Genomic DNA, 25,215 nt, shown 5'->3' with positions numbered 1-25,215 from the left:
TAATCACCGGCTGCTTCTGTAATCACCAGCTGCCCTTGGCGGGCTTGCCCTTCTGGTAGAGCCAGACCTTGAAGAGCCGGTCCAGCTGCTTGCCGGAGATGCGCTCGGAGAGCGCGACGAACTCCGCGGTGCTCCCGTGGCCGTTCCTGTTGTCGGTGGCCCAGGTGCGCAGGATGCGGAAGAAGTCGCGGTCGCCGACCTTGCGGCGCAGCGCCTCCAGGGTCATCGCGCCCCGGATGTAGACCGAGAAGCCGAACATCTCCGCGCGTCCCGGGTTGCCGGGAACCGGGCTGAGGGCGGGTGAGCCGCCGGACTGCCGGTAGTAGCGGTCGAAGATCTTGCGGGTGCTCTCGTGCCGGTTGTTGTGCTCCTTCCAGAGCCACTCGGCGTAGGTCGAGAAGCCCTCGTTCAGCCAGATGTCCTCCCAGCGGCGCAGGCTCACGCTGTTGCCGAACCACTGGTGCGCGAGCTCGTGCACGACGAAGGCCTCGTCCGGCACGAAACCGCCGTAGACCGGCCGGCTCTGGGTCTCCAGCGCGTAACCGAGCTGGGGGTCGTCGACGATGCCGCCGGCGGTGGTGAACGGGTAGGGGCCGAAGATCTTCTGCTGCCAGCGCAGCGATTTGATCGTGGTGTCGTGCACCCGCTTGAGGGACTTGCGGTACTTGGGGTCCACCGCGGTGATGACCTGGATGCGGCCCAGCCGGCTGCGCCGCTCCACGAAACTGCCGATGGCGACGGTCGCCAGGTAGGTGGCCATGGGCGTGCGCTCGTGCCAGCCGTAGGTGGTCAGGCCGCCCTTGGTGACGGGCCTGTCCGGCTCGCCGTTGGCGTAGGCGCGCAGCCGGGACGGCACGGTGATCGAGAAGTCGTAGGTCGCCTTGTCGCTGGGGTGGTCGTTGGACGGCAGCCAGGCCGCGGCGCCGTCGGGCTGCGCGGCGACCAGCGCGCCGTCCCTGGTCTTGTTCCAGCCGTAGGAACCGAGCCCCGGGTTGTTGAAGGCGGGCGGCGTCCCCGTGTAGCCGACGACCGCCTTGAAAGCCGCGCCCTTCTCGATCGGCCTGGCCGGGGTGACGACCAGCTCCTGCCCCTCCCGCTTGTACTCGGCGGGCCTTCCGTCCACGGTGACCCTGGTGATCTTCGGACCCCGGTAGTCGAGGTCGAAGGAGGTCAGCTCCTGCGACGCCTTCGCGTCGATCCCCACGATGGCGTCCACCCGGTGCCCCGCCGGGGTGAACTTCAGATCCACCTCGTAGTTGCGGACGTCGTAGCCTCCGTTCCCGCTTTTGGGGAAGTAGCGGTCACCGAGCCCGGGATCCCCGGGTCCGGCCGCTCCTGCCATCGCTCCGGCGCCCGCTCCCGGGGAGATCCCCACCAGAAGCGCCGCCGCGGTCCCTGCCGCCACTGTTCGAAACCCATGCACGGGACCCACCTTGCGCGGGGCGGTGGGCGCTGTCGCGGGCGCACACGGCACTTGACGGAGTGCTGACCACCGATCTACTCAGCGCGGAGGGCGGACCGGCTCGTACAGCCAGGCCTGGAAGAAGGAGGACAGCTCCTGCCCCGACACGCTCTCGGCGAGGTCGACGAACTGCTCGGTGGTGGCGTTGCCGTACCGGTGGTCCTCGGCCCACCTGCGCAGCAGGGAGAAGAACTCGTCGTCCCCCATCTTCGCGCGCAGGGCGTGCAAGGTCATCGCGCCGCGGTCGTAGACGGCGAAGGAGTCGAACAGCCGCTCACGTCCGGGGTCGCCGGTGAGGACCTGCCAGGAGGAGGGGGGCGTCTCCTGGTAGAGGGAGTCGAACCGGGACTGGAGGGACTGTCCGCCCATGCGCTCGCCCCAGATCCACTCGGCGTAGCTGGCGAAGCCTTCGTTGAGCCAGATGTCCTGCCACCGGGTGACGCTGATGCTGTCGCCGAACCATTGGTGCGCCAGCTCGTGCGCGATGATCGTCTCACTGGGGTCGAAGTCGCCGTAGATGGAGCGGGACTGGGTCTCCAGCGCGAAGCTCACCGCGGCGTTGTCGATGACGCCGCCGGTCGAGCCGAACGGATAGCGGCCGAACAGCTTCACCCACTCGTCGGTGATCTTCGCCTTGGCCTGGTAGAAGTCGTCGATCGAGGGGGTCCGGACGGAGGAGTCCACGGCCACCATGATCGGGATTCCGCCGGGAGTCACCCCCTCCTTCACCCGGAAGTCACCGACGGCGATCATGGCCAGGTAGGTGGCCATCGGCTGCTCGACCGTCCACTTGGTGGTGGTCAGGCCGTTCGCAGTGGACGCCGGGCCGCTCTCCCCGTTGGCGACGGCGGTGAGGTTCTGCGGGACGGTCAGGGCGAGGTCGAAGGTGGCCTTGTCGCTGGGGTGGTCGTTTCCGGGGAACCAGGTGTGCGCCCCGCTGGGCTGGCAGGCGACGGCGACGCCGTCGGGGGTCTCGATCCAGCCGTACTGCCCGAGGATCGGGTCGTTGACGGCCCGAGGGGTGCCCGAGTAGGCGACGGTGACGGTGAAGTCGCTGCCGCCCGCGACGGTGGCGGACGGCTGGACGACGAGCTCGGATCCCTCGTGGTCGAAGTCGGCCTTCCTGCCGTTGACCTTGACCTGGGAGACGTCCAGGCCGGTGAGGTCGAGGTTGAACTCCGCCATCTCCCGCTGGGCGTGGGCCTTGATGGTGGCGACCGCGTCCAGGGACTTCTTCGCGTCCGACGGGACGATCTTCAGCTTGAGGGAGTAGTGCCGCACGTCGTAGCCGCCGTTGCCGTTGCCCGGCACGTAGGGGTCGCCGGCCGAGCTCTGGGTGGGCACGATGGGGGAGGAGTCGGGCGGAGCCTGGGCGCCGGTCGTGGTCGTCGGGGTGGGGCGGAGAGGGGCTGGGCCGGGCTCCCCCACCTGGCAGCCGACGCTCAGCGCGGCCACCAGGGCGAGGGAGAGGGCCGCCGCTGCGGGACGTCGGTTATACACGCTGCCCAGATTGCCGGGTCATGAGGGAATCGGGCAACTGATGTGTTAGATCAGTAGGGCTGTCCTGGAGCGCCGGACTGGTACGGGTCGGGGCCTGTGGCATCGACAACGACCGTTTTCGCGGCCTTGTCGTGCAGTGTCTGGTTCTTGGGATTGGTGAAGATCCAGATCGCGTCGACCAGGAAGCCCACGCAGCAGACATAGGTCAGCACGACGAAGACCACGGCGCGGACCGCCGCGGCGCCGGAGTCGACGGGCCCGCCGTCCAACTCCCGCACCACCCGGGTGCCCACCGCCTTCTTGCCCAGGGTCTGCCCGTGCCAGCGGTGGGTCAGCAGCCAGAAGTACAGGAACGCCAGGACCGCCGCCGCCAGGCTGGCGAAGACCTGACCGGTGGAGTAGAGCCGGTCGAACTCGTAGGCGGTGCTGCCGTCCGGCCTGGTGACCACGAAGTCGCCCCGGTTGGTGCCGAAGGGCAGCGCGAGGCAGCAGGCGACCACCGAGTAGATGATCCAGTCGATGAAGATGCCGAGGAAGCGTTTTCCCTTGCCGGCGATCATCGGCGGAGCGGCTCCGTAGCCTCCGCCGAAGCCACCCTCGTATCCTCCCCCTCCGTAGGGCGGCTGACCGCCCCCGTAAGGGGGCTGCCCTCCGCCGTAGGGCGGCTGGCCCCCTCCATAGGGCGGCTGGCCGCCCCCGTATGGAGGTTGACCGCCTCCGTAGGGCGGCTGCCCTTCGCCGTAAGGAGTCTGGCCCCCGTAAGGGGGCGGAGTCTGGCCCCTGTAAGGGGGCGGAGTCCGGCCGTAGGGGTCGGAGGCGCCGTGGCTCTGGTGGGGACCGGGCTGGTCCTGGGAGAAAGGAAGGCCTCCCGAAGGCCTCCCGCCGCCCGGTCGCTCCCAGGGGTCCTGCTGCGGTTGCGTCATAGTCGCAAGATCGCCGGGAATCGCGCGCTCAAACCAACCGATTGTCCGACTTGATGTTCCATTGGAGGTGTCTTGATGGGTAAAGAGGGACAAATAAACAGCGTCCACGGGGACCGTGGACGCTGCGGGAAGCGAAAGGCGGGGAGGATCAGGCGCCGGCGTAGGGCACCGCGTCGATGATCTCGACGGTCATCGCGCGCCCGTTGGGCAGCGTGTAGGAGGCCTTGTCTCCGACCTTCTTGCCGTTGATCGCCGCGCCCAGCGGAGACTTGGGGGAGTACACGTCGATCGGAGAGCCCTGCTCCTCCCGGGAGGCCAGCAGGAAGGTGACCTCCTCGTCGTCCCCCTCGAAGGAGATGGTGACGGTCATGCCCGGGGTCACCTTGCCGTCGGCGCTGACCGGAGCCTCGCCGACGCGGGTGTTGTCGAGGATCTGGCGGAGCTGGAGGATGCGGCCCTCCATCTTGCCCTGCTCCTCCTTGGCCGCGTGATAGCCGCCGTTCTCCTTGAGGTCGCCCTCCTCGCGAGCTGCCTCGATCTTCGCGGCGATCTCTTTGCGGCCAGGACCCGAAAGGTACTCGAGCTCGCCCTTCAGGCGGTCGTACGCCTCCTGGGTGAGCCAGGTGACGTTGTCAGTGCGGGTCTCGGTCACGGGTACTCCTAGTTTCCACGCGATGTGGCCGGGGTGTCTCGACGCCGTTCCCAGGTCGGGACCGTACGGGAAACCTCAAGCCTATCCGGTCGATCAGAGTAAAGGTTCCCACCGACGGCGATCTGGAACCTGCCATCCGATGGTCAGGAACGTACGCAGTCCCTCAGTTCGGCCATGGTGGCCTTTCCGCTGGTGGGAAGGTAGATCATCTGGGTGGAGGTGCTCTTGCCGGGCTCCGCCACCACCTCCTGCTGCCCCACGACGAGGCCGTCCACGGCCTGGGCCCGGGCGGTGCAGGTGACCCTGGCGTCGGCCGGCTTGAGGATCTGGAAGGTCATCTGCACCGAGGACTCGCCCTGCACCACGAAGGTGATCGTCCGTCCCGAGATGCCGTGGATCCCGCTGCGGCTGTCGCCGGCGTTGCCCATGACGATGGCCCAGCCCACCATGCACACGGCGACGAACAGGCCGATGACCCCGTAGCCGATCCAGGTGCCCGCGGAACGCTTCTTCGGCTGTTCCGGAGCGGGCTCGCCGTGCCGGGCCGGTTCGGCGTGGACGGTCATGGAATCCTCGCGGTTCTGTCGGTGTTGACTGCGACAATCTCGTAGTCAGCTTCACCTTAAGCATAGGGAGCGCCCCCAGTGGCTGAGACCTTGCGGCTGATGGCCGTGCACGCTCACCCCGATGACGAGTCGAGCAAGGGAGCGGCGACGATGGCCCGCTACGTCGCCGAAGGAGTCGACGTGCTGGTGGTCACCTGTACCGGGGGTGAACGGGGCGACATCCTCAACCCGGCGATGGACCGCCCCGAGGTCAAGGAGAACCTGGCGGCGGTCCGGCAGGCGGAGATGGACGCCGCCAGGGAGATCCTGGGAGTGCGCCAGGAGTGGCTGGGCTTCATGGACTCGGGGCTGCCCGAGGGCGACCCGCTGCCGCCGCTGCCGGAGGGCTGCTTCGCCCTGGTCCCGACGGAGAAGGCCGCGGCACCCCTGGTGCGGGTGATGCGCGAGTTCCGGCCGCACGTGGTCCTCACCTACGACGAGAACGGCGGCTACCCCCACCCCGACCACATCAAGACCCACGAGATCTCCGCGGCGGCCTTCGACGCGGCCGGCGACCCTGACCGCTACCCGGAACTGGGCGAGCCCTGGCAGCCGCTGAAGATGTACTACTTCCTCACCTTCCACAAGGAGCGCCTGCTGGCCCTGCACGGGGCCCTGGTGGAGGCGGGCGAGGAGTCGCCCTACCTGGACTGGATCGCCAACTGGGAGGACCGGCCGATGAAGTGGCCGGTCACCACGAAGGTGCCGTGCGGCGACTTCTTCGAGGTCCGCGACGCCGCGCTGATCGCGCACGCCACCCAGATCGACCCCACGGGCTGGTGGTTCGCCTGCCCGCCCGACCTCCAGCGCGAGGCATGGCCGACCGAGGACTACCATTTGGCCAGGTCCCTGGTCGATACGGAACTGCCGGAGGACGATCTGTTCGCCGGAGTCCGGGAGAAAGTGGGCGCGTGATGTGGATCTTGGCGCAGGAGTTGAACGACGAGACCGTCTCGCCCGGCGCGCTGGGCACGCTGGTCGTGGTCTGCCTGGGCATCGCCCTGGTGTTCCTGATCAAGTCGATGAACAAGCGCATCTCCAACGTCGACGCCCCGAGCCAGGCCGACCTGGACCAGGAGGCCTGGGAGAAGGCCGAGGCCGCGCGCGGCGAGGAGAACGGCGCCGGGTAGCCGCGGGCGCGCGGGCCGGGTCCGCTCCCGGTCAGGAAAACTTCATGATCGATTGAACGCCGCGCGGGCGCGAGCCGCCCGCGCGGCGTTCCTTGCTTGCATGGCCTGCATGAAGCGGCTCGGGTACGGCTTGGCGGCGGCTCTCCTGCTCATCCCGGTGGGCTCCCATCTGGCCACGGGGAGCACCGGAGCGGCGCCCCCGGCGTCGGCCCCGAACGCCCCGGAGGCCGATCCGGAGCCTCGTGCCGCGGCGGTGAGGGCGCATCCGACCGGGCCGTCCCGGGCGCCGGTGGGGTGGGGGCCGCCGGCCCTGGCCGAGGACTTCGAGGGAGACCGGATCGACCTCTCCCGCTGGGCGGTCTACCACGAGCCCGAGGGCGCCCACCCCCGCACCAGGAAGGCGGTCTCGGTCGGGGACGGCGTCCTGCGCCTGACCGGCGCCCTCTACGGCGGGAGGAACCTCTCCGGCGGCGTGGCCGCCCACTACGCCCAGACCTTCGGCAGGTTCGAGGCCCGGATGCGGGTGGAGCGGGGCGCGGGCTACTCGGCGGTCATACTGCTGTGGCCCACCCGGCAGGGCGACCCCGAGTGGGCCGAGATCAACTTCGCGGAGATCCCCGACTCCCTGCGCCGGACCACCGGCCTCTTCGTGCACCACGGCAAGGACGACAAGACCTCCTCCAGGTCGGTCGACCGCGACTTCACCCGGTGGCACGTCTTCGCCGTCGAGTGGCTGCCGGACCGGGTGACCTTCTTCATCGACGGGAAGATCGTGTGGGAGCACACCGGTGACGACATCCCGAAGAAGGCCGACATGCACCTGGCCCTGCAGAACGACGTCGTCTGCTACGCCAAGGACCAGTGCCGCGACGAAACGACCCCGGAACGCGTGACGATGTACGTCGACTGGGTAAGGGTCTACCCACTGTCCCCGTAACATCGCCAGTTTAGGGTGACGCCATGAACCGTCTGAAGGATGCGACAAGCCCCTATCTGCTGCAGCATGCGGACAATCCGGTCGATTGGTTCCCCTGGGGCGAGGCCGCCTTCGAGGAGGCGCGGCGGCGGGATGTTCCGATCCTCCTGAGTGTTGGATATGCGGCTTGTCACTGGTGTCATGTGATGGCGCACGAGAGCTTCGAGGACCCGGAGACGGCCGAGCTCATGAACGCGCGCTTCGTCAACGTGAAGGTCGACCGCGAGGAGCGGCCGGACGTCGACGCCGTCTACATGGAGGCCACGCAGGCGCTGACGGGGCAGGGCGGCTGGCCCATGACGGTCTTCATGACCCCCGACGGGCATCCCTTCTACTGCGGCACCTACTTCCCCAGGGGCCGGTTCCAGGGGCTGCTGAACGCCGTCTCCGGGGCCTGGGGGAACCAGCGCGAGAAGCTGGTCGAGCAGGGGCAGCAGATCGTGGAGGCGCTCGGCGAGCAGGGAGTCCAGCACGGGCCCGGGCCGACCGAGGCGACGCTCGCCCAGGCGGTCCAGGTACTGGGGCGCTCGTTCGACGAGCAGTACGGCGGGTTCGGCACGGCGCCGAAGTTCCCGCCGTCCATGGCCCTGGAGTTCCTGCTGCGCCAGGGCGACCCCGGCCGCATGGCCGCGCGGACCCTGGAGGCCATGGCCCGCGGCGGGATCTACGACCAGCTCGGCGGCGGCTTCGCCCGCTACAGCGTCGACGAGAAGTGGATCGTTCCGCACTTCGAGAAGATGCTGTACGACAACGCCCAGCTCGCCCGGGTCTACGCGCACTGGTGGCGCCGGGACGGGGCGCCGCTGGCCCGGCGCGTCGCCCTGGAGACCTGCGACTGGATGCTCCGGGAGCTGGGGACGGCCGAGGGCGGCCTGGCCTCGGCGCTCGACGCCGACAGCGAGGGCGTCGAGGGCAGGTTCTACGTCTGGACGCCCGAGCAGCTCGCCGAGGTGCTGGGGGAGGAGGACGCGGCCCGCGCCGCCCACGCCTTCAAGGTCACCCGGGAGGGGACGTTCGAGCACGGCTCGTCCACCCTCCAGCTGGAGGGCGACCTGCCGGAGGATCTGAGGTACCGGCTGCTGGAGGCCCGCGCCTCCCGGGTGCGGCCCGCCCGCGACGACAAGGTGGTGGCGGCCTGGAACGGGCTGGCCATGGCCGCGCTGGCCGAGTGCGGCGCCCTGTTCGACCGGCCCGACCTGGTCGAGGCCGCCGAGCGGATCGCGGCTCTGATCGAGGAGCTGCACGTCGTGGACGGGAGGCTGCTGCGCACCTCCAGGGACGGCGTCGCGGGCGCCAACGCGGGCGTCCTGGAGGACTACGCGGACGTCGCCGAGGGGTTGCTCGCGCTGCACGCGGTCACGGGCCGTCCGGAGTACGTGAGGCGCGCGGGAGTCCTGCTCGACGCCGTTCTCGCCCATTTCGGCGACGGCCGGGGCGGCTTCTACGACACCGCCGACGACGCCGAGGCCCTCTTCCGGCGTCCCAAGGACCCCACGGACAACGTGACGCCGGGCGGACAGTCGGGCGCGGCCGGGGCGCTGCTGACCTACGCGGCGCTGACGGGCTCCCAGGAGCACCGGGCCGCCGCGCTGGCGGCGCTGGGGGTGGTCGCCCCGCTGGCCAAGCACGCCCGCTTCGTGGGCTGGGGCCTGGCCGTCGCGTCGGCGGCCCTGCACGGGCCGTTGGAGATCGCGATCGTGGGCTCCCTGGAGGACCCGGAGACCAGGGCCCTGCACCGCACGGCCCTGATGAGCACCTCGCCCGGCGCGGTGGTCACGGTGGGCCGGGGGGACGAGATCCCCCTGCTGGCGGGACGCGAGCCGGTGGACGGCAGGCCCGCCGCCTATGTCTGCCGCGATTTCGCCTGCCGCATGCCCGTGACGACGCCCGCCGAGCTCAGCGCGGAGCTGGCCCTGGGATAGGGCGCGCGGAGGGACCCCGGCGATATTGGATGCGCTGTCAATGTTTACAGTGAGGGAACTCACGTTTTAAGGTCTGTTGAGCCTGCTGTAGACGTATGTCGTTTCTGAGTGACCGGGGGATCGAAGAGTGCGGGTGCGCGTACCGGGCCGTCGTGCCGTTCCCGCGGCCATCGGGGTGGCCATCGCCACCGTGCTCGCGGTCGACGTGGCGATCCTGGCCGAGCAGGCGACCCGGAAGGCCTCCGCCGAGCGCACCGAGCAGCTGGTCGCCGCCGCCGGCGACGGGCGGCTCGCCCAGGAGGTGGCCCCCCTGGGCCGCCGGATGGAGCCCCGGTTCATGGTCGTCTCCCGGGACCGTGCCGCGATCTCGGACGAGCTGCTGGAGAAGGTCCGCCGGATCAAGGGCGTCGCCGGGGTCGAACGGGTCGACGGGGCCAGGGCGAAGCTCGCCGGCAAGGAGGTCGGGATCTTCGGCGTCGACCCGTCCTCGTTCCGCAACTTCACCCCGAAGCCCACGGCAGAGCACGACGGCCTGTGGCGCAACGTCGCGGCCGGCGACGTGGCCGTCTCGTTCGTGCTCGGCAGCGACGGCGGCGTCGGGCTGGACAGCCAGGTGCCGGTCAGCGGCGGCTCCCGGGCCGAGCGGGTCAGGGTCGGCGCGCACGCGACCATGGGCATCGGCGACATCGACGCGGTGGTCTCCAAGACGACGGCCCGCCGTCTGGGCATGGTCGAGGACAACGTCCTGCTGATCGCTTTGGACGCCGAGAGCGCCAAGGACTCCAAGGCCGCGGGCAGGGTGAAGAAGGCGGTCGGACGGCTGGTGCCCGCGAAGACCGGGACGCTGCGGACGCTCAGTCCCGGCCTCGACTTCAAGTCCTCCGGCGGCAGCGGCGCCTACCTGAGCGCTCTGGAGATCAAGACGGCGATCAACGCGGGCATGACCAAGCTGGGCATGCCGTACGTGTGGGGCGGGGAGTCGGACGCCGAGGGCGGCTACGACTGCTCTGGCCTGCTGCAGTGGTCCTTCCGCCAGGCCGGGATCCGGTTGCCCAGGGTGGCCGAGGACCAGGCCCGCACCGGCCCGGTCGTGCCCTTCGAGCAGGCGCGGGTCGGCGACCTGCTGATCTGGGCCAACGACCCCACCGCTCCGGGCCGCATCTCCCACATCGCCCTCTACCTGGGCGGGGACGAGATGCTGGTGGCTCCGCGCACCGGCGACTTCGTCAAGATCCAGAAGGTGTACTTCCGGGGTTTCCGCGGCGCGGTCAGGATCGACCGGAAGGCCGCCGCGCGGCTGGCCGGCTGAACGGCCGGGAGCGGACGGGTCCGACACAGATCCGTGATCTGGCGAGACAAAGGGGCCTCGGCGGCGATAATTGAAACGGCCGAACCGAGGAGGACTGTCGTAGTGGAGGTCAAACGCAGCATCAAGGACCGGATCAAGCGAAGCCGTCCCTACGGGGCGATCCGTGACCTGGCTTACCGGTTGTACGAGGGCCGCGTCGAGAAGCACCTGCCCAAGGACCAGGTGCCCCGGCACGTGGGCGTGATCCTGGACGGCAACCGCCGCTGGGCCAGGGAGATGGGCCTGTCGGACGTGAACTCCGGGCACCAGGTCGGCGCGGACAAGATCTCCGACCTGCTGCGTTGGTCCACCGAGGCGGGGGTCGAGGTGGTCACCCTCTGGCTGCTGTCGACCGACAACCTGACCAGGCCCGCCGGGGAGCTCGAGCCCCTGCTGCGGATCATCGAGAACACCGTGCAGCAGCTGGTCCGGGAGGGCTGGCGGGTGCAGGCGGTCGGAGCTCTCGATCTTCTGCCCGACAAGACGGCTCGTGTCCTGAAAGATGCCGGGGAATCCACATCCAATGCCGACGGGCTGATTGTGAACGTCGCCGTTGGGTATGGAGGTAGACGTGAGATCGCTGATGCGGTTCGCTCCCTGCTCCTGGAGCAGGCGGCCCGGGGCACCAGCATCGAGGAGCTTGCCGAAGCCCTCGATGTGGAGCACATCGCCGAGCATCTCTACACCCGCGGCCAGCCCGACCCGGATCTGGTCATCCGGACCTCGGGGGAGCAGCGCCTCTCCGGCTTCATGCTCTGGCAGAGCGCCCACTCGGAGTTCCACTTCTGCGAGGTCCACTGGCCGGACTTCCGCCGGGTGGACTTCCTGCGGGCGCTCCGCTCCTACGCCGCGCGGCACCGTCGCTTCGGCACCTGAGAAGAGTCGATCCGAACTCCGAGTTCACAGCCCCGTCATGCATCTGTCATGTCGGGGCTGTTCTCTTTCAGGAGCCGAGGTAGCAATTTCCCAGGTAAGGGCGCTTACCAGCGTCCGAAGGAGAGCGAGTGGGCACACCCTCCACGCGTCCGGCGTCGGCCGGTCGCACCTACGTCCTCGACACCAGCGTTCTCATCGCGGACCCCGCGGCCATCACCCGGTTCGCCGAGCATGAGATCGTCATCCCGATCGTCGTGATCACCGAGCTGGAGGCCAAGCGCGACCACCCTGAACTGGGCTACTTCGCCCGTCAGGCGCTGCGCGCTCTGGACGACCTGCGGGTGGAGCACGGCCGGCTGGACGATCCGCTGCCGATCGGCGAACACGGCGGCACGCTGCGGGTGGAGCTCAACCATTCCGATCCCAGCGTCCTGCCGGACGGGTTCCGGCTGGGCGACAACGACACCCGCATCCTGTCGGTGGCCCGCTGGCTGTCCGTGGAGGGCAAGGACGTCGTCCTGGTCTCCAAGGACCTGCCGCTGCGGGTCAAGGCCTCCGCGGTGGGCCTGCCCGCCGAGGAGTACCGCGCCGAGATGGTCGTGGAGTCCGGCTGGACCGGCATGCGCGAGATCGAGGTGCCGGCGGGGGACGTGGAGGAGCTCTACGAGAGCCAGCGGCTGGAACTCGAGGCAGCCCGTGACCTGCCCTGCCACACCGGCCTGCGGCTGCTGTCGGAGCGCGGCTCGGCGCTGGGCCGGGTCCTGCCGGACAAGTCGGTGCGGCTGGTGCGCGGCGAACGGGAGGCGTTCGGGCTGCGCGGTCGCTCGGCCGAGCAGCGCGTCGCGCTCGACCTCCTGCTGGACGAGGAGGTGGGCATCGTCTCGCTGGGCGGCCGGGCGGGCACCGGCAAGTCGGCCCTGGCCCTCTGCGCGGGCCTGGAGGCCGTACTGGAGCGCCGCCAGCACCGCAAGGTCGTGGTGTTCCGGCCGCTGTACGCGGTCGGCGGGCAGGATCTGGGCTACCTGCCGGGCTCGGAGAACGAGAAGATGTCGCCCTGGGGGCAGGCCGTCTACGACACCCTCTCGGCGGTGACCACGCCCGAGGTCATCGAGGAGGTGCTGGACCGCGGCATGCTCGAGGTCCTGCCCCTCACCCACATCCGCGGCCGTTCCCTGCACGACTCGTTCGTGATCGTGGACGAGGCCCAGTCGCTGGAACGTGGCGTACTTCTCACCGTTCTGTCCCGGATCGGCCAGAACTCGCGGGTGGTGCTGACCCATGACGTGGCCCAGAGGGACAACCTGAGGGTCGGCCGGCATGACGGCGTCGCGGCGGTCGTGGAACGTCTCAAGGGGCACCCGCTCTTCGCGCACGTGACGTTGAACCGTTCCGAGAGGTCGCCGATCGCGGCTCTGGTGACCGATCTGCTGAACGACATCGGCGCGTGAGAAAGGCGCGACGGGAGATGCCCGCGACGCCTCGCTGAGGCGGGGCGGCCGACGAATCCGTTCACACACCGTCCGCACTTCGGTGCGGACGGTGTTTTCGTCATGACTCCCGGTGACGTGACCTCTCCGTTACGTTCGCCTGTGACAAGGATCACAGAACTTATCGGTAGCTCCCAGAACCGCAGCTCTGGCGGGGATTTCGTAAATTTTTCGGCAAGCCGACCACGGGTCGGAGTCATGCAAACACCAGGATCGGGTTGCGGGACACCCCCGACTCTGCGGCATGGTTTCCCCCGGAAGTGTGAGAGCCGGACCAATTCGCTGGAAGGGAGCCAGAGCGTGCCGATCGACGCGCCGCCCAAGGCTTGGGAACCAGCGGGTCCGCAGAGTCCGCATCCCGACGTCAAAGTCGCCGGGAGCGCCGCGGCGGAGCAGCTCGACCTCGGCTCCCGCACCCAGCCGAAGCCGAGCCGGATCTTCGTGGCCGGAGCCGTCACCGCTCTGGTCGTGGTGGTCGGAGCCTCGGTGTTCACCCTCCTGTCCGGTGGATCCGACACGGACAAGGAGTCGCTCAGCGCCAGTGTCGTCGAGCCGACCAAGCAGGTGCCGACCGACACCCCGCCGGTCGAGACGGTCGACCCGAAGGCCGCTGCCGAACAGCAGCGCAAGGAGCTCAAGAAGCGCGCCGTCAGCGACGCGCGGCAGGACAAGGTCCCCTCGCACACCCTGAAGAAGGGGCCGACTCCCGAACCCACCGAGCCCGAGGTCCCCGCGGGCCCGCCCGTGAGCCCCGGTACGGCTCAGGCGGTCGCCAAGTCCATGCTGCCCAAGTTCGGCTGGAAGGCGGACGAGCAGTTCGGCTGCCTCTACCAGCTGTGGAACCGCGAGAGCGGCTGGCGCACCACCGCCGGACGCGTCGACGGCCCTTACGGCATCCCCCAGGCCAACCCCGGCTCGAAGATGGCCAGCGCCGGGCCGAAGTGGCGGACGGACGCGGCCACCCAGATCAAGTGGGGCCTCGGCTACGTCAAGGGCCGCTACGGGAGCCCGTGCGGCGCCTGGGCGCACTTCCAGGCCAACCACTGGTACTAGGCCGTCGGCCGGTACCTCCGAAGTCTCCGGGCCCCGTGCCCGGTGAGGCGACGCAGGAGTCGCCTCCGCCGTCCCTCCGGGGCGGCACGCTTCGCCCGCACCGGAGCGGGCTCACAACCCCATAAGCGGTGAGCAGTCCCGAGAGGCCCTCGCCTCCCTCGCCGCGTCCACCCCGGATGAGCGGGCACGTAGCCCGCGCCCGCGCGCCTTCGCGCGTCCTCTTCCCGGAGCCCGATCGTCGCCTCGCCCGCGACGGCTCTGCCCGGGGTGGTCCATGACCGTGACGTGATCGGCGTCCGGCCGACGAAAGGATCCCCCATGTCCGGACAGAACTACCCCCAGGCCCCCCAGAACCGACTTAGCCGATCTACTGCCTCCATCGGGATGCGCGCGGCACTCGTTACAGCGGTGACGGGGCTGGCGTTCGGCCTCGGGTCGGCGTCGACGGGCACGAACGCCTACGCCGCGACCGAAACGGCGAACACCACGTCGAACGCCGCCAAGGCGGTACAGAAGAAAAAGAAGCTCTCCCTCAAGCAGCGCAACAAGGCCATCGCCCGGCAGATGCTGAAGAAGAGGGGCATGTCCGACCAGCAGTACCGGTGCCTGGTGAAGCTGTGGACCAAGGAGAGCAACTGGAACCACCGGGCCTACAACTCCTCCTCGGGCGCCGGAGGGATCCCGCAGGCGCTGCCCGCGTCGAAGATGAGCTCCGCGGGCAGGGATTGGCGGACCAACCCGAAGACCCAGATCAAATGGGGCCTGCGCTACATCAAGGGACGTTACGGGACGCCTTGCGGGGCCTGGGCGCACTTCCTTTCCCGCAACTGGTACTGATCCCGCGGTCAAGGCCGGCGCCGTCCGGTCAGGACGTGCCCGGGACCCGGGAAAATCCCGGTCCCGATCGGCGGATTCCATGATCGATCCGTTTGTTTCCCGGTGACGGTACCTGCCGTGTCACCTCGCACGGTGAGGGGAGCGCGGGAGTTCCCGCGCCCCACCAGCGCCCCGCAGATCCGCGTCCGCGCGGGTCGCTCGCAGGAGAAGGCGTCCGGCCACCCGCGCGGCATCCCGCCGCGCGGGTCACGCCGACGGGGCGGAACCGCATGCGGCACGGCCGGTGCCGCGATCGACGGAGGAAACATCTTGATCGGAACATGCCCGCTTTGGATCAGCCGCCTGCCGGTCGTGGCCATCGCCGTCCTGGCCTCGACCGGGCTGTGGTCCGCCCCCGCCGCGGCGGGGGCGGACGCGGTGAGCCGGCCGTCCGGACTCGACACCGCGGCACGTCCGATGCCCCAGATCCACCGGATCCACCGGATCCACCGGATCCACCGGGTGGAGGGCGCAGCGGAGGTCCACAGGGTCCGGACGCCCGGGAGGGCTCCGGCGGCTCAGGTGATCCAGAAGGTACAGAAGCTGCAGACACTGCAGAAGGCCGCGAAGGCGGTGAAGCTCTCCCGTAAGAGCAGGAAGTACAGGTCCGCGTCCCGTGTCGAGCGCAACAAGCAGATCGGCATGGAGCTGGCCGCAGGCTTCGGATGGGACGACAGGCGGCAGTGGCGCTGCCTGGAACGGCTGTGGACCAGGGAGAGCGGCTGGAACCACATGGCGCGCAATCCCGGCTCCGGGGCGCACGGCATCCCGCAGGCCCTGCCCGGCTCCAAGATGGGCGGGATCTCCGGTGACTGGCGCACCAACCCCGAGACCCAGATCAAGTGGGGCCTGCGCTACATCAAGGGGCGTTACGGGACGCCCTGCGGGGCCTGGGCCCACTTCGGGGCCTCCGGCTGGTACTGACCGGCCTCAGCCGCCGCTCCCGGTAGGGGGCGTCTCCTCCTCGCGGTGGCCGGTCATCCGCAGGACGTCGAGGGCGGCGTCCAGTTCCTCCAGGGACAGGGCGCCGCTTTCGACGTGGCCGCGCTCCAGGACGACGTCGCGGATCGTCCTGCGCTGCGCCAGGGCCTGCTTGGCGATGACCGCGGCCTCCTCGTAGCCCACGTGCCGGTTGAGAGGCGTGACGATCGACGGGGAGCCCTCGGCGTACTCCAGGCAGCGCTCGACGTCCGCCTCCAGCCCGTCGACGCAGCGGTCGGCGAGCAGGCGGGTGACGTTGGCCAGCAGCGAGAGGGACTCCAGCAGGTTGCGGGCGAGCATCGGCAGCTGGACGTTCAGCTCGAACGACCCGGACGCCCCGCCGAACGCGATCGCCGCGTCGTTGCCCACCACCTGGGAGGCGACCATGGCGACGGCCTCGGGCAGCACCGGGTTCACCTTGCCCGGCATGATGGACGAACCCGGCTGCAGGTCCGGCAGCCGCAGCTCGGCCAGGCCCGCCCGCGGCCCCGACCCCATCCAGCGCAGATCGTTGGCGATCTTGTTCAGGCCTACCGCGATGGTGCGCAGCGCCCCGCTCGTCTCCACCAGGGAGTCCTGGGCGCCCTGCGCCTCGAAGTGGTTCCTGGCCTCGCGCACCGGCAGCCCCGTCCGCTCGGCCAGCAGCGCCGAGACCCGGCCGCCGAAGCCGGGCGGGGTGTTCACCCCGGTGCCCACGGCCGTCCCGCCCAGGGCCAGCTCGCCGAGCCGGGGCAGCACCGCCTCCAGCCGCTCGATCCCGTACCGCACCTGCGCGGAGTACCCGCCGAACTCCTGTCCCAGGGTCACCGGGGTGGCGTCCATGAGGTGCGTGCGGCCCGCCTTCACCACCGTGGCGAACTCCTCGGCCTTGCGCTCCAGCGCGGCGGCCAGATGGGCCAGCGCGGGGCTCAGGGAGGTCACCACGGCCTCGGTGGCGGCCAGGTGGATGGAGGAGGGGAAGACGTCGTTGGAGGACTGAGAGGCGTTCACGTGGTCGTTGGGGTGGACCGGGCGGCCCAGCCTCTCCTCGGCCAGGGAGGCGATCACTTCATTGGCGTTCATGTTCGAGGAGGTGCCCGAACCCGTCTGGAAGACGTCGACGGGGAAGTGCTCGTCCCACTCGCCCTCGGCGACCCGGTCGGCGGCCCAGGCGACGGCCTCGGCCAGGTCCCGCTCCAGCACGCCCAGTTCGGCGTTGACCGTGGCCGCGGCCGACTTGATCAGCGCCAGCGCCCGGATGTGGGCGCGGGAGAGTCGCAGCCCGGAGACGGGGAAGTTCTCCACGGCCCGCTGGGTCTGCGCCCGCCATCTGGCCTCGGCCGGTACCCGCACCTCGCCCATGGAGTCGTGTTCGACCCGGAAACCGCCTGCCCGAGAGTCATCCATATTCAGGGTGATGTCCCGGGCAGGGCGGTTTATTCCTGGGGCACGGGGGCCGGTCGGGCCCGGCCGGTCATTCGCGCTCGATGTCGCGGTAGGTCTGCTCGCCGGCCTCGGCCGCCTGGAGCTTCCCGTTGATCGTCACCTGGCAGATCTTGCCGTCGCTGACCGTCAGGTCCATCGGGACGGAGTTGTACCGGGCGATCTGGCCGTCGCCGACGGTCACGTTGTTGACGGTTCCGGCCGCGCCGCCCTCCCGCCCGATCACCGTGGTGAGCTTGCACTGGCCGCCCCGCGCCCTGACCACCACCACGTCCATGTCCGCGCTGAGCGGGGTGGCGGACTCGTCGGACGTCGGCGCGGCGACGGGAGGCTCCTCCGAGTCGCCGCCGAGCAGCACGAACAGCGCGGCGATCAGCGCGATCACCCCGGCCACCGGAATCCCGATCAGCAGGTACGGGTGCAGCTTGCCCGTCGAGCTCTGCCGGGCCCGGTGCGCGCCGCTGCGCCGGCTGGGCAGCCCCGCGGAGGACAGCGTGCTCGCGCCCTCCGGGGGGATGGTGGAGGTCGCGCTGCGCTTGGGCATCGCGGCGCGCTCCAGCCGTTCGGCCAGCCTGGAGTGGCTGAGCCGCCGCTTGGGGTTGCGCTGCAGCAGCCCGCTGATGATCGGGCCGAGGTCGCCGGCCCGCTGGGAGACGGCCGGGTCCTCGGTGAGGACCGCCGACAACGTCGCCATGACGTTCTCGTGGTCGAACGGGGGGCGCCCTTCGACCGCGCAGTAGAGCGTCGCTCCGAGCGACCACAGGTCGGACTCGGGGGTCGCCTTCTCCCCGCGCGCGACCTCGGGCGCGACGTAGGCGGGCGAGCCCACGAAGGTGCCGACCTTGGTGATGGTGGACGAGCCGTTGGTGACGGCGAGCCCGAAGTCGGTCAGCACCACTCGGCCGGGGGCCAGCAGCACGTTGCTCGGCTTGATGTCGCGGTGCAGGACGCCCGCCGCGTGCGCCTCCTCGAGCGCGTCCACCAGCTGGCGGCCGAGACCCGCCGCGTCCTCGGGACGCAGCGGGCCGTGCTCCTTGATGTGCTGTTCGAGGGTCGGCGCCTCGATGAGCTCCATGACGATCCAGGGCCGCGCGTGCTCCTGGACGACGTCGTATACCTCGATGATGGACTTGTGCCGCACGCGGGCGGGAGCGCGGGCCTCGCGCAGGGTACGCCGGTAGAACACGACGCGGTCGTTCTCGTCCAGCTCCGCGGGGAAGCGGATCTCCTTGATCGCGACATCGCGTTCCAGCAGCTCGTCGTGGGCGCGCCACACCGTGCCCATCGCCCCGTGTCCGAGTGCATGGAGCAGGCGGTAACGCTTCGCCAGAACGAAGTGCTCCGTCTGAGTCATGCGGGCAAAGATACAGGAGCAAGAGGCTTGTCAGACACCGGATGCAATGTCTAGATATAACGCTTTCTTGCTCACTCGCCGCCAAAACTCGTGCCGATGACGGAGAGCGGAGCGGGCCTGCACCCGCTCCACTTCTGTCATCGATGAGCGACGGCGGACCGCCCTACCGGCGGGCCGGAACGGTGGGCGTGAAGGTCACCTGCCGGCCCTCGCTGAAGAAGTCGTTCCCCTTGTCGTCGACGACGATGAAGGCCGGGAAGTCCTCGACCTCGATCTTCCAGACGGCCTCCATGCCGAGCTCGGGGTACTCGAGCACCTCGACCTTCTTGATGCAGTCCTGGGCGAGGCGGGCGGCGGGGCCGCCGATGGAGCCCAGGTAGAAGCCGCCGTGCTCGGCGCAGGCGTCGGTGACCTGCTGGGAGCGGTTGCCCTTGGCGAGCATGACCATCGAGCCGCCCGCGGCCTGGAACTCCTCGACGTAGGAGTCCATGCGGCCCGCGGTGGTGGGGCCGAAGGAGCCGGAGGCGTAGCCGTCGGGGGTCTTGGCCGGGCCGGCGTAGTAGACGGCGTGGTCCTTCAGGTACTGGGGCATGCCCTCGCCCGCGTCCAGCCGCTCCTTGATCTTGGCGTGGGCGATGTCGCGGGCCACCACCAGCGGTCCGGTGAGGGACAGCCGGGTCTTGACCGGGTAGCGGGAGAGCTCGGCGCGGATCTCCGCCATCGGCCGGTTGAGGTCGATCTGGACGACCTGGTCGTCCAGGTGCTCGTCGGTGGTGTCGGGCAGGAAGCGGGCCGGGTCGGTCTCCAGCTTCTCCAGGAAGACGCCCTCCGCGGTGATCTTGGCCAGGACCTGGCGGTCGGCCGAGCAGGAGACCGCGATGGCCACCGGGCAGGACGCGCCGTGCCGGGGCAGGCGGATCACCCGGACGTCGTGGCAGAAGTACTTGCCGCCGAACTGGGCGCCGATGCCGAGCTTCTGGGTCAGCTCGAAGACCTGCTGCTCCAGCTCCAGGTCGCGGAAGCCGTGGCCGCCGATCGAGCCCTCGGTGGGCATGTGGTCGAGGTAGTGCGCGGAGGCGTACTTGGCGGTCTTCAGCGCGTACTCGGCGGAGGTGCCGCCGACGACGATCGCCAGGTGGTAGGGCGGGCAGGCCGCGGTGCCCAGACTGCGGATCTTCTCCTCCAGGAAGGAGAGCATGCGCTTGGGGTTCAGGACCGCCTTGGTCTCCTGGTACAGGTAGGACTTGTTGGCGCTGCCGCCGCCCTTGGCCATGAACAGGAACTTGTACTCGTCGCCGCCCGCGGCGTACAGCTCGATCTGGGCGGGGAGGTTGGTGCCGGTGTTCTTCTCGTCCCACATGGTCAGCGGGGCCATCTGGGAGTAGCGCAGGTTCAGCTTCGTGTAGGCGTCGTAGACGCCCCGGGAGATGTGGGCCTCGTCCATGCCGTCGGTCAGGACGTTCTGGCCGCGCTTGCCCATGACGATGGCGGTGCCGGTGTCCTGGCACATCGGCAGGACGCCGCCGGACGCGATGCCGGCGTTCTTCAGCAGGTCCAGGGCGACGAACCGGTCGTTGGGCGAGGCCTCGGGGTCGTCGAGGATCTTGCGGAGCTGGGCGAGGTGCGCCGGGCGCAGCAGGTGTGAGATGTCGCGCAGGGCGGTCTCGGTGAGCAGCCGCAGCGCTTCGGGCTCCACCTGGAGGAAGGTCCGCCCCGCCGCCTCGACCGTGGAGACGCCCTCGGTGGTGAGCAGCCGGTACTCGGTCTCGGTGTCCTTGCCGAGCGGCAGCAGGTCGGTGTAGGCGAACTCAGGCATTCCATCCCTCGCACTGTGAAAGTTTCAGAGAGTCCGGCTTTTGGCCGAACCAAGAGTAAACCTTCCTTCTCAGCGCCTGACCCCGCAGGTCACGCCGACGGCCACCAGGAGGCAGCCGAGCAGCTGGCCGGGGGCCGGGGCGCCCAGCCCCAGCACGACGCCCGTCGCGGCGGCCGAGACGGGGATCAGGCCGCCGAACAGCGCGGCCCGGTCCGGGCCGAGCCGGCCCAGGGCGTCGAACCACAGCAGGAACGTGCCCGCGGTGATGACCACTCCGACGTAGGCGAACGCCGTGCCCTCCGCGGGGGTGGGGAGGCGGGGCGACTCGCCGGTGAGCAGGGCGGCGGCCAGCAGCAGGGGAAGCGCCAGCAGGGTGCTGTAGACGGAGACCCGCAGTGGGCCGAGCCGGGGGAGCAGGGGCACCGCCAGCAGGGAGAAGAGCACTTCGCCGCCCAGCGCGCCCAGGGAGAACAGCAGCCCGCGCGGGTCGCCGTCCCCCAGGCCGTTGGCCAGCGCGGCCCCGGCGGCCACCACCAGGGCGCAGCCGATCACCCGGGTGGAGGGCCGGTAGCCGCCGATCAGTGGCCCGGCGACGGCCAGGACGACCGGGGAGGCTCCGACGACCGCGCCCACCGTGGCGGGGTCGGCCGAGCGGGACGCCTCCACCAGGCAGTAGTTGAAGCCGACCAGCCCGGTGGCGGCGAGCGCGGTCAGCAGGCCCCACTCCCGGATTCCGCGCGGCAGCACGGGGGCGCGCAGCAGCAGGGGCAGCAGGATCAGCGCGGCCAGGCCGTAGCGGATCGCCTGGCCGGTGAACAGCGGGTAGTCCCCGATGGTGGCGGAGACCGCCATCAGAGTGCCGATGAGCACCATCGAGCACGCGGCTCCGGCCACACCCCGCATCCCGCCGTCCGGCCGGGTGGAACGGGGGCGGCCGGCCGGCGCCGCGGAGGTCTCGGGTCTGGTCAACAGGTCCATGAGGTGCAAAGGTAGGAAGCAATTGGTCCTGGAAACAGGTCCATTGATGCCGCAAAATCAAGGACCATTTCGTGCTCGACCTCCACCTCGACCTCGATCGCGCGGCCGGACGGCTCGGGGTCCAGCTCGCCGTCCGGCTGCGGGAGGCGATCCGCGCCGGACGGCTGCCGGAGTCCGCCCGGCTGCCCTCCACCCGCGCCCTGGCCCAGGACCTCGGGGTCTCCCGGGGGGTGGTGGTCACCGCCTACGAGCAGCTGGCCGCCGAGGGGTTCCTCGTCTCCCGTCCCGGGGACGGCACCAGGGTCGCCCGCCTGCCCGCCGTCCCGACCCCGCGGGACCTGCCGGCCGCCGGCGCGGATCCCGGAGGCGAGTACGACCTCCGCCCCGGCACGCCCGACCTGACCTCCTTCCCCCGGGCGAAGTGGACGGCGGCCCTCAAACTGGCCCTGGAGGAGATGGCCCACACCGATTTCGCCTACCCCCATCCGGCGGGGGCGCCCGTACTGCGCCGGGAACTGGCCGGATACCTGGGGCGGGTGCGGGCGGCCGTGGCGGCCCCCGAGCAGGTGGTCGTCACCGCGGGGGTCGCGCACGGGCTGTCGGCGGTCGTCCGCCTGGCCGGAGTGCCCCTGGCCATCGAAGATCCCCTCTCCGACCGGCAGCTCCCCCTGCTGCGGGCCACCGGGGCGCCCCTGATCCGGGTGCCCGTGGACGAGGAGGGCATGGACGTCGAGGCGCTGGCCCGCTCCGGGGCCGGGGCCGTGCTGCTCACCCCCGCCCACCAGTTCCCGACCGGGGTGGTGCTGTCCTCCCGCCGCCGGGCCGCGCTGGTGGAGTGGGCGGAGGCCGCGGGCGCGCTGATCCTGGAGGACGACTACGACGCGGAGTTCCGCTACGACAGGGATCCCGTCGGCTGCGTGCAGGGGCTGGCCCCCGAACGCACGGTCCTGTTCGGCTCGGTCAGCAAGACCCTGGCCCCGGGCCTGCGGCTGGGCTGGCTGGTCGCCCCGGCGGGGCTGGCCGCCAGGGTCGCGGACCACCGCATGGACACCGACCTGGGGTCCCCGGTGATCGAACAGCACGCCCTGGCGGGATTCCTGGCCTCGGGCGCCTACGACCGGCATCTGCGCCAGATGCGCCGGATCTACCGGTCCCGGCGCGACGCCCTGGTCGGGGCGCTGGCGGCGCGGCTGCCCGAGGCCGGGATCGACGGGATCTCGGCGGGGCTCCACCTGTTCCTGCGGCTGCCTTATCCGGTGCCGGACCTGGCCGAGGCCGCCGCCGCGCGGGGGGTGCTCGTGCAGACCTGCGGCCCGTCCGCCCTGATCGTCGGCTACTCGGCTCTCACCGAGGCCCGGCTCGCCGAGGCCGTCGCCCGGCTGGCGGAGGCGGTCAGGCGGGGGCGGCCGCGCTCTTGACGGGCCGGGGGGAGAAGGAGGGGGCGAGCGCGAGGATGACGAGGATGAGCGCGGCCGGGATCATGAACGCGACCCGCAGGTTGCTCTCCCCCTCGGCGGGCGCGAACGCGCCGATGATGGCGGCGCCGAGCACGAAGCCCACGTAGTTGAAGAGGTTGACGCGGGAGACCGCGATGCCCAGCCCGGTGGAGTCCACCCGGTCGGCGGCGGCGAAGGCGATCGGCGCGACGACGCAGACGCCCAGGCCCATGACGGTGACGCCGGCGATGGCCAGGCCCGCGTTGGGCGCGGCGATGACCCCGGCCATGCCCAGGAAGCCCACCACCGCTCCGGCTCGGACGATGTTCACCGGACCCCACCGCCGGACGCCGAAGTCGGCGACGCCCCGGCTGAGGACCATGGCGACCTGGTAGGCGACGTAGGCCAGGGGGGCGACGGTGGCGGAGGAGCCCAGCTCGTCCTGGAGGTACTTGGCGCTGTAGTTGGAGATGGCCGCGTCCGCGATGTAGAAGCAGGCCATCGCGGTGCCGACCAGGGCGACCGGCTTCCACGGGACGAGCCTGCCCGCGGCCTTGAGCTCCTCGGCGGACGGTCCGGAGCCTTCCTCGTGCTTCTTGTAGAGGAACGATCCGAGGATCAAGGAGCCACCGAGGCCCAGGAACGCGGGAACGACGAAGCCGGCGTACAGCGACAGTTCGAGCCGGCCGGCCAGGGACGCCCACAGTCCGCCGAGGATGCCCGCGGCGCTCCACACCGCGTAGAAGCCGGAGATGACGCTCTTGCCCTCGTGGCGTTCGACGGCGACGGCCTGGGCGTTCATCGAGGCGTCCACGGCTCCGACGGCCAGGCCGAACAGCGCGACGGACAGGTACAGGGGGAGGAGCTCTCCGCCGGTCAGACCGATGAGGACGATGGACAGGGCGACGGCGGGCTGTCCGATCCGCAGCACCGGGCCGCTGCCGAAGCGCTTGAAGGCCAGGCCGGACAGCACGCTGCCCAGGCCGGCGACGACCGGGACGAGCAGCAGCACGATCGCGAGATCGGCGTCGCTGAGGCCGTGCGCGTCCTGGATCTCGGGGACGCGGGTGACGAGCGAGGCGAAGCACAGCCCCTGGATGCCGAAGGCCGCGTAGGTGGCGAGCCTGGCCTGCCGATCCCGCATTACTCACTCCCAAAAGGTGAGAAAGGTTCACGGAAGGTTATGGATCGGCCGGACCCCGGTCAAGGGGTCAATTCTCCACCGTCACGCTCCGCTTGCCATCGGGCAGCCTCACCAATAGCCCGTCACCCGGCTCCAGCTCCTCCGCGCTGCGCACGACCGCGCCGTCGGGCCGCTGGACGATCGCATACCCGCGCTCCAGAGTCGCCGCGGGGGAGAGCGCCGTCAGCCGGGCCCGGGTGTGGGTGAGCCGGTCCCCGGCGCGGTCCAGCGCCGCGCCCACCGCCCGCCGCGCCCTGTCCCGCATCGTCAGCACCTGCTCGTGCTTGCGCTCCACCTCGCGCACCGGATCGGCCAGCGCCGGACGGGAACGGACCGAGGCCAGCCACGTCCGCTCCCGCTCGATCCGCCCGGTGACCGCACGGCGCCCCCGGTCCCGCAACTGGTGGACCAGCGCGACCTGCTCGCGGACGTCCGGGACGACGCGCTTGGCGGCGTCCGTCGGAGTGGAGGCGCGGTGGTCGGCCACCAGGTCGAGCAGCGGGTTGTCCTGCTCGTGCCCGATCGCGGAGACCACCGGGGTGCGGGCGGCGGCCACGGCCCTGACCATCGTCTCGTCGGAGAACGGCAGCAGGTCCTCCAGCGAACCGCCGCCCCGGGTGATGACGATGACCTCGACCTCCGGGTCGGCGTCCAGCTTCCGCAGCGCCTCGACCACCTCGCCGACCGCGTACGACCCCTGGACCGCCACCGGCTCGACCTTGAACGACACCGCGGGCCAGCGCCGCCTGGCGTTCTCCAGCACGTCCCGCTCGGCCGCCGAGTCCCGGCCGCAGATCAGGCCGACCGTCCCCGGCAGGAACGGAAGCGGCCTCTTGCGCTCGGGCCGGAACAGGCCCTCCGCCGCCAGCGTCCGCTTCAGCTGCTCCAGCCGGGCCAGCAGCTCCCCGATCCCGACCGCCCGCACCTCGATGGCGGTCAGCGAGAACGAGCCCCGGTTGATGTAGAAGTCGGGCTTGGCGTGCACCACGACCCGCGCTCCGTCGACGACGGCCGGGTTGTCGAACACCCCGCGGGCCCCCACGACCCGCACCGACATGTTGGCCGCCGGGTCCCGCAACGTCAGGTAGACGGTCTGCCCGCGCCGGTTCAGCTCGGTGATCTGGCCCTCCACCCAGACCCGTCCGAGCCGCCCGATCCAGCCGCCCACCAGCTGGAGCACGGTCCGTACGGGCACGGGCGAGTCCGCCGAGGTCTGCAAAGCCATGCCCGCGAGG

At 70.5% G+C, this 25,215-nt stretch carries 22 protein-coding genes; 11 read left to right on the top strand and 11 right to left on the bottom strand.

The window, feature by feature from the left end; genetic code table 11:
• Positions 1 to 22 precede the first annotated feature (22 nt).
• The 5 genes from ABGB12_RS04150 to ABGB12_RS04130 form a co-directional block, all read right to left on the bottom strand.
• Positions 23 to 1,405 carry a M1 family metallopeptidase gene (locus ABGB12_RS04150; protein ID WP_347674715.1) on the bottom strand — a complete coding sequence of 461 codons (1,383 nt, stop codon included), beginning with the start codon at positions 1,403 to 1,405 and terminating at the stop codon, positions 23 to 25.
• 96 nt (positions 1,406 to 1,501) lie between these two features.
• Complete coding sequence (locus tag ABGB12_RS04145; protein ID WP_347674713.1) at positions 1,502 to 2,962, bottom strand: M1 family metallopeptidase; 1,461 nt, start codon at positions 2,960 to 2,962, stop codon at positions 1,502 to 1,504.
• A gap of 50 nt (positions 2,963 to 3,012) precedes the next feature.
• Positions 3,013 to 3,522: an RDD family protein gene (locus ABGB12_RS04140; protein WP_347674711.1), complete on the bottom strand. Its 510-nt coding sequence runs from the start codon at positions 3,520 to 3,522 to the stop codon at positions 3,013 to 3,015.
• Positions 3,523 to 4,033: 511 nt separating this feature from the next.
• Positions 4,034 to 4,537: a transcription elongation factor GreA gene (greA, locus tag ABGB12_RS04135; protein WP_347674710.1), complete on the bottom strand. Its 504-nt coding sequence runs from the start codon at positions 4,535 to 4,537 to the stop codon at positions 4,034 to 4,036.
• A 143-nt stretch (positions 4,538 to 4,680) separates the two neighbouring features.
• Positions 4,681 to 5,103 carry a DUF4307 domain-containing protein gene (locus ABGB12_RS04130; protein WP_347674709.1) on the bottom strand — a complete coding sequence of 141 codons (423 nt, stop codon included), beginning with the start codon at positions 5,101 to 5,103 and terminating at the stop codon, positions 4,681 to 4,683.
• Between the two features lie 78 nt (positions 5,104 to 5,181).
• Here ABGB12_RS04130 and mca point away from each other — a divergent pair, with 78 nt between their 5' ends.
• From mca to ABGB12_RS04080, 10 genes are all read left to right on the top strand, one after another.
• Positions 5,182 to 6,057: a mycothiol conjugate amidase Mca gene (gene mca, locus ABGB12_RS04125; RefSeq protein ID WP_347674707.1), complete on the top strand. Its 876-nt coding sequence runs from the start codon at positions 5,182 to 5,184 to the stop codon at positions 6,055 to 6,057.
• Positions 6,057 to 6,272, top strand: a complete 216-nt coding sequence (locus tag ABGB12_RS04120) for a hypothetical protein (RefSeq protein WP_347675039.1) — start codon at positions 6,057 to 6,059, stop codon at positions 6,270 to 6,272. The genes mca and ABGB12_RS04120 overlap by 1 nt, the downstream gene beginning before the upstream one ends.
• Positions 6,273 to 6,381: 109 nt before the next feature.
• Positions 6,382 to 7,209, top strand: coding sequence for a glycoside hydrolase family 16 protein (locus ABGB12_RS04115; RefSeq protein WP_347674705.1), 828 nt, complete (start codon positions 6,382 to 6,384; stop codon positions 7,207 to 7,209).
• A 23-nt stretch (positions 7,210 to 7,232) separates the two neighbouring features.
• The gene (locus ABGB12_RS04110) at positions 7,233 to 9,170 is read left to right on the top strand and encodes a thioredoxin domain-containing protein (RefSeq protein WP_347674703.1); all 1,938 of its coding nucleotides are present in this window, start codon (positions 7,233 to 7,235) and stop codon (positions 9,168 to 9,170) included.
• Positions 9,171 to 9,303: 133 nt separating this feature from the next.
• Complete coding sequence (locus tag ABGB12_RS04105) at positions 9,304 to 10,479, top strand: C40 family peptidase (RefSeq protein WP_347674701.1); 1,176 nt, start codon at positions 9,304 to 9,306, stop codon at positions 10,477 to 10,479.
• A gap of 102 nt (positions 10,480 to 10,581) precedes the next feature.
• A complete protein-coding gene (locus ABGB12_RS04100) occupies positions 10,582 to 11,394 on the top strand; it encodes an isoprenyl transferase (protein WP_347674700.1) in 813 nt (270 codons plus the stop codon).
• Positions 11,395 to 11,522: 128 nt separating this feature from the next.
• Complete coding sequence (locus ABGB12_RS04095) at positions 11,523 to 12,842, top strand: PhoH family protein (protein ID WP_347674699.1); 1,320 nt, start codon at positions 11,523 to 11,525, stop codon at positions 12,840 to 12,842.
• Positions 12,843 to 13,181: 339 nt separating this feature from the next.
• The gene (locus ABGB12_RS04090) at positions 13,182 to 13,934 is read left to right on the top strand and encodes a lytic transglycosylase domain-containing protein (protein WP_347674697.1); all 753 of its coding nucleotides are present in this window, start codon (positions 13,182 to 13,184) and stop codon (positions 13,932 to 13,934) included.
• Positions 13,935 to 14,318: 384 nt separating this feature from the next.
• Positions 14,319 to 14,771, top strand: a complete 453-nt coding sequence (locus ABGB12_RS04085; RefSeq protein ID WP_347674696.1) for a transglycosylase SLT domain-containing protein — start codon at positions 14,319 to 14,321, stop codon at positions 14,769 to 14,771.
• A 309-nt stretch (positions 14,772 to 15,080) separates the two neighbouring features.
• The gene (locus ABGB12_RS04080) at positions 15,081 to 15,734 is read left to right on the top strand and encodes a hypothetical protein (protein WP_347674694.1); all 654 of its coding nucleotides are present in this window, start codon (positions 15,081 to 15,083) and stop codon (positions 15,732 to 15,734) included.
• Positions 15,735 to 15,740: 6 nt separating this feature from the next.
• On the opposite strand, the gene ABGB12_RS04075 is transcribed toward ABGB12_RS04080, so the two are convergent.
• The 4 genes from ABGB12_RS04075 to ABGB12_RS04060 form a co-directional block, all read right to left on the bottom strand.
• Positions 15,741 to 17,177: a class II fumarate hydratase gene (locus ABGB12_RS04075; protein ID WP_347674693.1), complete on the bottom strand. Its 1,437-nt coding sequence runs from the start codon at positions 17,175 to 17,177 to the stop codon at positions 15,741 to 15,743.
• Positions 17,178 to 17,244: 67 nt separating this feature from the next.
• Positions 17,245 to 18,567, bottom strand: coding sequence for a serine/threonine-protein kinase (locus tag ABGB12_RS04070; protein ID WP_347674691.1), 1,323 nt, complete (start codon positions 18,565 to 18,567; stop codon positions 17,245 to 17,247).
• A gap of 163 nt (positions 18,568 to 18,730) precedes the next feature.
• Positions 18,731 to 20,383: a fumarate hydratase gene (locus ABGB12_RS04065; RefSeq protein WP_347674689.1), complete on the bottom strand. Its 1,653-nt coding sequence runs from the start codon at positions 20,381 to 20,383 to the stop codon at positions 18,731 to 18,733.
• Between the two features lie 69 nt (positions 20,384 to 20,452).
• The gene (locus ABGB12_RS04060; protein ID WP_347674688.1) at positions 20,453 to 21,361 is read right to left on the bottom strand and encodes a DMT family transporter; all 909 of its coding nucleotides are present in this window, start codon (positions 21,359 to 21,361) and stop codon (positions 20,453 to 20,455) included.
• Between the two features lie 71 nt (positions 21,362 to 21,432).
• On the opposite strand from ABGB12_RS04060, the gene ABGB12_RS04055 reads away from it, so the two are divergent.
• Positions 21,433 to 22,779, top strand: coding sequence for a PLP-dependent aminotransferase family protein (locus ABGB12_RS04055; RefSeq protein WP_347674686.1), 1,347 nt, complete (start codon positions 21,433 to 21,435; stop codon positions 22,777 to 22,779).
• On the opposite strand, the gene ABGB12_RS04050 is transcribed toward ABGB12_RS04055, so the two are convergent.
• Both ABGB12_RS04050 and xseA read right to left on the bottom strand, forming a co-directional pair.
• Positions 22,754 to 23,941, bottom strand: coding sequence for an MFS transporter (locus tag ABGB12_RS04050; RefSeq protein WP_347674684.1), 1,188 nt, complete (start codon positions 23,939 to 23,941; stop codon positions 22,754 to 22,756). The two genes, ABGB12_RS04055 and ABGB12_RS04050, sit on opposite strands and share 26 nt — an antisense overlap.
• A 67-nt stretch (positions 23,942 to 24,008) precedes the next feature.
• Positions 24,009 to 25,205: an exodeoxyribonuclease VII large subunit gene (xseA, locus tag ABGB12_RS04045; RefSeq protein ID WP_347674683.1), complete on the bottom strand. Its 1,197-nt coding sequence runs from the start codon at positions 25,203 to 25,205 to the stop codon at positions 24,009 to 24,011.
• Positions 25,206 to 25,215: the final 10 nt, after the last annotated feature.

It is taken from the genome of Actinocorallia sp. B10E7 (assembly GCF_039871655.1).
Taxonomy (GTDB): Bacteria; Actinomycetota; Actinomycetes; order Streptosporangiales; family Streptosporangiaceae; genus Actinocorallia.
This window is presented reverse-complemented; position numbering and strand designations above follow the sequence as displayed.

Coding starts and splice junctions, on each gene's coding strand:
- ABGB12_RS04140 (WP_347674711.1), bottom strand. CDS start 3,522: ATGATCGCCGGCAAGGGAAAACGCTTCCTCGGCATCTTCATCGACTGG.
- ABGB12_RS04130 (WP_347674709.1), bottom strand. CDS start 5,103: ATGACCGTCCACGCCGAACCGGCCCGGCACGGCGAGCCCGCTCCGGAA.
- ABGB12_RS04120 (WP_347675039.1), top strand. CDS start 6,057: ATGTGGATCTTGGCGCAGGAGTTGAACGACGAGACCGTCTCGCCCGGC.
- ABGB12_RS04115 (WP_347674705.1), top strand. CDS start 6,382: ATGAAGCGGCTCGGGTACGGCTTGGCGGCGGCTCTCCTGCTCATCCCG.
- ABGB12_RS04110 (WP_347674703.1), top strand. CDS start 7,233: ATGAACCGTCTGAAGGATGCGACAAGCCCCTATCTGCTGCAGCATGCG.
- ABGB12_RS04085 (WP_347674696.1), top strand. CDS start 14,319: ATGCGCGCGGCACTCGTTACAGCGGTGACGGGGCTGGCGTTCGGCCTC.
- ABGB12_RS04075 (WP_347674693.1), bottom strand. CDS start 17,177: ATGGATGACTCTCGGGCAGGCGGTTTCCGGGTCGAACACGACTCCATG.
- ABGB12_RS04070 (WP_347674691.1), bottom strand. CDS start 18,567: ATGACTCAGACGGAGCACTTCGTTCTGGCGAAGCGTTACCGCCTGCTC.
- ABGB12_RS04065 (WP_347674689.1), bottom strand. CDS start 20,383: ATGCCTGAGTTCGCCTACACCGACCTGCTGCCGCTCGGCAAGGACACC.
- ABGB12_RS04060 (WP_347674688.1), bottom strand. CDS start 21,361: ATGGACCTGTTGACCAGACCCGAGACCTCCGCGGCGCCGGCCGGCCGC.
- ABGB12_RS04050 (WP_347674684.1), bottom strand. CDS start 23,941: ATGCGGGATCGGCAGGCCAGGCTCGCCACCTACGCGGCCTTCGGCATC.
- xseA (WP_347674683.1), bottom strand. CDS start 25,205: ATGGCTTTGCAGACCTCGGCGGACTCGCCCGTGCCCGTACGGACCGTG.